The organism is Pseudomonadota bacterium, assembly GCA_026388275.1.
GTDB lineage: Bacteria > Desulfobacterota > Syntrophorhabdia > Syntrophorhabdales > Syntrophorhabdaceae > JAPLKB01.
In genome coordinates this window covers 22,586-28,924 of sequence record JAPLKB010000055.1, presented here as the reverse complement: position 1 = coordinate 28,924, position 6,339 = coordinate 22,586, and the positions used below count along the sequence as shown (strand labels likewise).

Below are 6,339 nucleotides of genomic sequence, written 5' to 3'. Positions count from 1 at the left end.
TGCACTGTATGGCATATTTCTTGGCGGCGGAATTCTCTTTGTCATTGCCTATGGTTATCAGCTATTGAGAAAAAGAGAGGGTATGGGCGGCGGTGATATAAAGCTTCTTGGAATGATAGGCGCTTTCTGTGGGATAAAAGGAGTAATCTTCAGTCTTATGTCCGGTTCTTTATTGGGGACATTGATTGGCATTCCCATGATGCTGATAAAGGGTGAGGATACTAAATATGCAATCCCTTTCGGACCTTTTCTCTCTCTGGGTGCATTGATATTTCTTTTTTTTGGGGATAGTATTATATATGGGTTCCTTAACATTGTTGCAGGAAGGTGAAATGTTAAAATGACAGCGTATTATAAATATCTTGATGGCCGAGATAAAGCTGATTAAATCCATAAACCCGAACAGGGCGGCCAAACTCCTTCAAATATTTTCATTTATACTTTTTTTTCTCATTCCATTTCTTGGCAATAACCACCTTTCTATTTACTATATAACAATTGACAGGTTCTGGATAGAAACAACTTTTGTACTATTATTAATTATTGTTGTTATCTTTCAGTATATTACAAGGAAGGAGATAGGTCAGATTGAGTTTTACAGGTTTCTTGTATTTTTTATACCTTTTGCAACGGCAAACGCAATCAGCTTTATTTATACCTGGAACACTTTCAGCACACTGAGCCAGATCAACACCTTGATATGGATTATTGGAAGCGTGTATATATTCCTTCATTCAAAAGAAAAGGATATGCTTCTCAAAGCCCTAGTACTTGGTACATTTTTATCTGCTCTTTGTGCGGTAGTACAGGCCAAAGTGCTGTTTCCCAATCTTATCGAGGTGTTTGAGGGTGGGAGAAATGCTGAAATTGTAAAGGGGCAGGCAATTCCCTTCTCTTCTTTTTTGTATCATAATGTCTTTGGTGGTTTTATGTGCTTTGTCCTGCCATTGGCTTTATATTTCGGTGTTTTTCAAAGAAAATGGATTTATATGGCGGCTGCTTCTGGTATTATTACCGGGCTTATCCTATCCACATCAAGAGCAGCAATAGGAATTTCCTTTGTAACTGCTTTGTTTTTTATAGGCTTTATGGTGAGGGAAAGAGACACGAAAAGCATTTTAACTATGCTGACAGTTATTATTGCCGGCATAGCAATTACATTTATGTTGCTGCAAACAGGAAAAAAAGGTGAATTCAAGGGATTAACAGCAGAACTTGGCAAGAAAGCACAAATGACAAAGTCTGAAATCGCAACATTAAATACAAGAACTGAGATATGGAAAAATAGTTTTAGCGCCTTTAAAGCTAAACCTGTGATCGGATACGGTGCCGGAGCTTTTGAATATGGGTACAGGAAGTATTTCGATGGCGGAATATATACAAAATATGCACATAGTACGTTATTAAAATATGGTGTTGAACTTGGTATTATCGGGGTATTTTGTTTTTTATTTTATATTTACGGATTTATATACTTTTTATATAAAAGCCGCAAAGAACCATTATTCTGGTCTGTTATGGCTTCAACGGCATGCGGTTTCCTTTTTGGTCTTTTGGATTTTTCTTTTGATATGCCGGTGCATGTCATTACCTTTTTTGCATTATCTTCAGGTGTTTTTATTGAAGAAAAAAATGAGTATGAGTCAGACGAGAATTTTAATTTGTGTTATAAAAAAAATCCTTTTTCGTATTTAGTGCCTTGCATAATCATTATCAGTTTGATCGGTTCTTTCATTTTTACTACGAAGACAAACATGTCCAGGAAATCTATAGAAAATGGTGTTGCATTGGAAGATAACGGGTTTGTCTTTAATGCTTGTCTTTCATATAAAGATGCGATCTATGACATGCCGACAGACAATGAAGGTTATATAAGAATGGCAAGTTGTATAAAAAATCTGTATGAAAGAGAAGGTAATCATAAAAAAAAGGAGGAAATAAAAAACAATTTGATTGCATATTTAAATTTAATGGAGAAAAAAAGAGATAAAGATTCCGAGCTTTATTTTATTATTGGTATGAGCTACGCATCATTCGGTGAAACAAATAAGGCAGAGGGTTATTTACTGAAGGGGATGCTATACTATCCTTCATCACCATACCATATCTATGAAATAGTTGTGTTTTATGCTAAAAATAATGAACTTCAGAAGGCAAAAGCGTGGTCCCGTGCAATCGATCCTTATCTGAATAAGTATGCGACATCAAGAAACCCAAAAGGGTTTTATGTATATAAAATTAGAGATATTGAGGCAGAGATAGAATACAGGCAAGGCAATGCTGCCGAGGCATTAGCTATAGCAAGCAATAATCTATATAATGCCCGGGAAAGAAAGTTTGTCATTTCGAACATAAAGTCAGGGGAGAATCTGTCTGTAGAGCCGTTTTTGAATTACTTAAACGACAGAGTCAATTTTCTCGAATCGCGTGATAACCGGTAAAATTGCCTTTTTGATATTGCCTGTCTTATGACAATATCTTGAAATACTCTAACTCAACCTCCTTTACATAATCAAGGGTGCTTCTTTTTAAGTTTTTCATATTTTGCCGCATATTCACTATGAGCTCGGGATTAACTATGGTGCGGGATATTGCGCCAGCCAGCCTTCCTGGGTCGCCGGCAGGATAGGAGAGGCCATAATTTTCTCCATTAATCATTTCGGTAAGCCCCCCAAGATCGCTTACAATAAGCGGAACGTGGGCATTCAAGGCGGAAGTCAAAACAAGAGGGGAGCTTTCATACCAGACAGATGGTACTGCAAGAATGTGCATGCCTCTTAAAATCTCACCGATCCTCTCATGGGGGAATGTGCCCATGAAGCGAACAATACTGCCACATGTTTTTGCCTTTTCCAGTAGCATATTGCAATAAGGATCGCCTTCCTTCATGTCCCCATAGACTAAAAGTTCAATGCATTTTGTTAGGGGGCTGCTTGCCGCAGGGATTGCTTCCATGTCTCCCTTTTCTATGGCTGGAAAATTGGAGGATTTTGTCTCCATCACGTCATCAAGGCAAGTCAGGGCATCAAAGACAACATGAACACCTTTTTTTTCGGATAGTGTTCCGATGAATCCAAGTCGGAGGGGATTTTTTTCCGTGAATTCATTGGGAATCGGCAGTTGTTCAGGCAAATCACCAATATCTACGCCATAGGGAATCACATTTATTTTTTGTCTGTCTATTCCACCTTTAGTTAAAATGCTTGCCAGAAATCCCGTAGAAACAAACACGGCATTTGCCCTATTGATATATTTGGCCATGAATTGGCTGCGATGAGGCAGTTCATGTAAGGCAAGTCCCTTGGTGCTTATTGTGTGAAAAGGTATTTTCCCCATGTGAAAAGCTATTTTTGCCGCCCATTCCGGTATCGGCATAAGACATTTGAGACATTCGACAGGGTTTACCGGCGGTTCGCATACCTTTTTCTCAAACCTTTTGTAAAGAGTATATGCGGGACATATTGCCCAGAAATCAGTTGCTGCAAAAACAACAGGGATGCCCATGTCCCTTATCACTGGAATAATACCACCTGTAAAACCGATGAGATGATTTAGATGGGCGATATCAGGTGTGATAGTCGATACCAAGTCTTTAACAAGGGCAATTCTGTCAGGATTAAACAATTCAAGGAAGGCTATTTTATTCCAGTTCCCGACTCCATAGTGGAGCGTGTGGACAGGAAAACCATCATATTCGTCATGAGTAAGCCATGGTTTTGCCTTATACGGTGCCGTGTGCTCCATAATGCAGGTAAGAATATGAACTGTGTGATCGTAAATGCGTAATCCACGAGCAAGTTCCAGTGTCAATACTTCAGTTCCTGTTTGATGCTCAGGAAAAAATTGATGAACACCGAGTAGAATTTTTAGTCTACCGGTTTTGGGAGATTTCCTGTCTTCCTGAATTTTTCGATACATGGCATGAACCTCCGAGAAAGCCGTGAAAAGATGCGGTATGGGTTTACAAATTTCTTTGACAACCGCCTGCTTTCGAGAAATTGAATAAAAGCTTTTTTTAGCATTCCATTTCTTATGTATGCTTTTCCCAGTTGGAAATGTATTTCAGCGAATCTCTCATTTGCCCTGGAACCGAGACGTGCCTTGAATTCGGGATGCGAATTGGTTATCTTCTGTCCGCTTTCCAGGACTGATCTGTAAAGGGCAACGAGATTGCTGCTCATATTGTGCCTATGCTGGCGTATCCTTGCAGAGGGATAGGAGGAAAAGACCGTTGGCAGGCAAAGGGCAACCCGTAGCAGGATATCACCGTCCTCATGTTGTGCCAGATATTCATCGAAGAACCCTGCTTTATCAAAACAATGGCGACGAAACATTACTGCGCTAAACTTGACATTCGGATCAAAGAAGATTGCCTCTGCAAAATCGTCAGACCTCTTGTCTCTGCCCGAGGCAGGGTTTAAACTCAAATTTGATGGATCTCTGTCGTCAAAGTAGTATGCATCAGAGAATACAAATCCCGCATCAGGGCGCTTTTCAAGTTCATCAACCTGTATCTCCAGCTTTTTCGGCTCCAGAAGGTCATCGTCATCTAAAAAAACCAGATACTCTCCAGTCGAATGATGAATGCCGTTATTTCTTGCTACAGCCAATCCTTTATGTCCCTGGACCACATAATGGATTTTATCCTGAAAAGACGACAGCACACCGGATATGTCAACGACAGAACCATCATCTATTATGACAATCTCGTAATTGCCATATGTCTGTGCCAGAACGCTCTCAATGGCCTCGCCTATGTATTCGATGCGGTTATATACAGGGACAATGATGCTGACAAGTGGTTTCACATCAAGAAAGGCCTTTCACATTTTTTAAAGCAAAAAGATGCCACGTCTGTTTATCTATCATGCCTTTTTTTAGAACAAAAAAACCATTCTTTTCAAACAATTTCTCGTAATCATGTTGAAACATATAATAAAACTCCTCTACAGCATCACTTTCGCACATTTCGTTAATATAGATGTATTTGCTCAGTTCTGCAAGTTTCTTTACATACAGATCAATTTCAACTTTAGGGACATGCTGAAGCACTCTGTTTGAAACAGCAAGATCAAAGAATTTTGAGGGCAGATCCAAATCAAGAAGACTGGTATTAATTGTTTTAATATTCTTTAATGTGTAACGTTTATTAGCAATCCTCAGTGCTTTTGCAGATACTTCCTGCCCTACGACTTCCTTCACATTAAGGCTGTCAAACAAGGGAAAAAGACGCCCTGTACCACAACCAACATCGAGGATTCTATCGGGTTTGAATGTTGTTATAACATCCTTCAATATGTCATAGTCATTCTGACTTGCGCCCCAGTTTTCATCTATGTGGAAGGCCCGGCTGTTCCAATAGATTTGCCTGATCCATGAGAAGTGACCATAGAAAAGTGCTATAAACCTGCCTCTTATTGTTTTTGCTGTGAGATAAACCAACAGGGCATAAACAGATCGGTTAAAGGGGTTTAACCCACATGCCTGCAAGGTATACCACAGCGCCGCCCTGTTTCTATCTGATGACATGGCAGCTTCACTCCAGATGCAATACAATCGGGAAAGCATTTTTCGTTTTTTGAGCCATGATGCATTGAGTGTATCATTAAGCAACATTGAAGATTGGTCGGGGTCAAGTCTTCCAAAAATGCCGGCATTGGAATTTTTTCTTTTTTCTGCCATTCTTATGGCAAGGATTGCATAAAGTTCCTGTTCCATTCTTTTTACATATGAGATGGATTGTGAGTGAATCCTCAATTTATAGAGAGGTTCATCAAGTATCCCGATTTCATAAGCTTCTTGAAAACGAAGAAGAAAATCATAGTCCAGGGAGTATCGAAATATCTCATTATAAAAACCGATCGCCTCAATGCATTCTCTTTTTGCCATTATTGTGCCATGACACATAAAGTGTACGGCATGACGCCCCTGAGGGGGCATGACAACAGATTGTTCCAGACCGTTTTCATCAATAGCATACCATGCTGAACCGATAAGTTTTATTTTTTCGTGAGAATCCAGAAACCTAACCTGTTTTTCCAGCCTTTCAGGGAGTGATATGTCGTCAGCATCCATCCGGGCAATATATCGGCCCTTTGCCATTCTTAAACCTATATTCGATGAGCGAGCCGGCCCTGTATTTTCTTTGTTGCTGATAACGCGTATCCTCTCATCTTTGTATGAATTGAGGATTTTGCTCGTTGAATCGATTGAACCGTCATTTACCACAAGCACCTCAAAATCGGAAAAAGTCTGAGAAAGAACACTCTCTATGGCCTTACCCAGATAGTGCTCACCGTTAAAGACAGTTATTAATACGGTTACGACAGGGTCTTTCAC

At 39.7% G+C, this 6,339-nt stretch carries 5 protein-coding genes; 2 read left to right on the top strand and 3 right to left on the bottom strand.

Annotated elements, in window-relative coordinates; genetic code table 11:
• On the top strand, window positions 1-331 hold a 331-nt coding region (locus NT010_12695), incomplete at its 5' end, for an A24 family peptidase (protein ID MCX5806899.1).
• Window positions 332-365: 34 nt separating this feature from the next.
• Entirely contained in the window at window positions 366-2,441 is a 2,076-nt protein-coding gene (locus tag NT010_12690) for an O-antigen ligase family protein (protein MCX5806898.1), read from the top strand.
• A 25-nt stretch (window positions 2,442-2,466) separates the two neighbouring features.
• On the opposite strand, the gene NT010_12685 is transcribed toward NT010_12690, so the two are convergent.
• The 3 genes from NT010_12685 to NT010_12675 are packed head-to-tail and all read right to left on the bottom strand — an operon-like array spanning window position 2,467 to window position 6,339.
• The gene (locus NT010_12685) at window positions 2,467-3,918 is read right to left on the bottom strand and encodes a glycosyltransferase (GenBank protein MCX5806897.1); all 1,452 of its coding nucleotides are present in this window, start codon (window positions 3,916-3,918) and stop codon (window positions 2,467-2,469) included.
• Window positions 3,867-4,808, bottom strand: coding sequence for a glycosyltransferase family 2 protein (locus NT010_12680; GenBank protein MCX5806896.1), 942 nt, complete (start codon window positions 4,806-4,808; stop codon window positions 3,867-3,869). Before NT010_12680 ends, NT010_12685 begins: the two co-directional genes overlap by 52 nt.
• 1 nt (window position 4,809) lies before the next feature.
• Entirely contained in the window at window positions 4,810-6,339 is a 1,530-nt protein-coding gene (locus NT010_12675) for a glycosyltransferase (protein ID MCX5806895.1), read from the bottom strand.